The organism is Pedobacter sp. HMWF019 (assembly GCF_003061025.1).
Taxonomy (GTDB): Bacteria; Bacteroidota; Bacteroidia; order Sphingobacteriales; family Sphingobacteriaceae; genus Pedobacter.
Genome location: NZ_QAIL01000528.1, coordinates 16,244 through 17,232, shown reverse-complemented (window position 1 = coordinate 17,232; position 989 = coordinate 16,244). Strand labels below are relative to the sequence as shown.

Annotated in this window: 1 pseudogene; it reads left to right on the top strand. The window is 37.4% G+C overall.

Going from position 1 to position 989, the window contains the following annotated elements:
* Positions 1-123: 123 nt before the first annotated feature.
* Positions 124-989 (top strand): annotated as a pseudogene (locus DBR11_RS26365) (hypothetical protein); the annotation flags it as partial.

The window sequence follows — 989 nt, the reverse complement described above, 5'->3', positions numbered from 1 at the left end:
GCAGATTACTAAAGAAGATAGAGGAAATGACATTGCATCTTATAGAATTAAAGAAGCAAACAGATCTTCAAAATAGACAACACAATAAAGAATTAAAATATTTAAGATCTAAAATTAAATAACATGACACAGATTAAGCTAAGTTTAATTGTTGCGTTTACATCCTTTTATTTCACTTCTTCTGCCCAAACAAACACATTTCCAGCGAATGGAAGTGTAGGCATTGGTTTATTGAATCCTTTGCAAAAGTTAACCATTAAATCTACGGGCACTTTAACGGGGATTTCTTCTACAGATTATGATTTCGGTATTACCGACGGAAACGCTTCACAAGTTCAGCTTTTAGGTCTTGTGAATACTTTTGGAAATTATGGTTTATTACAGGTGATCAAGGGGGGAATTGGTCCGGGAAATTTAATTATGCAAACGCAGGGAGGAAATGTAGGTATTGGAACGACAAGCCCTATTTCAAAATTAAACGTTCAAAGTGATGATTTGCAGTTGCAACTCACTGGAGCATCAGATGTAAATAAGAGACTGAGGCTGGGCTATAATACCACAGGTAATTATGGCTCTATTCAAGCATTAAGATATGGAACAACATTCGATAATTTTAATATCAATCCTGATGGTGGAAATGTGGGTATAGGCACCACTACCCCAATGGCCAAATTACATGTTAATGCTGAATTGGATGGGGTATCCGCCATAAGTATAGGAAGACCCAATTCTGCAGGGAATGTTAATGTACCAGTGGGAGGCAGCCCTGGTGGTTACAATATTGACTTTTATACTTTTAGAGATATTGTTCCAGATCAAATTGGGGCGAGAATAAGGGCGGAAAGGATAAACACATACCAACCAAATAGTCCTTTAGTACAGGCGATGGATTTAAGCTTTTATACATCTGTAGGGTTTGCTAAGGCAGATCTTTTTGAGAGAATGAGAATAACCTCAGATGGAAATGTGGGAATTGGTACCGCGAACAC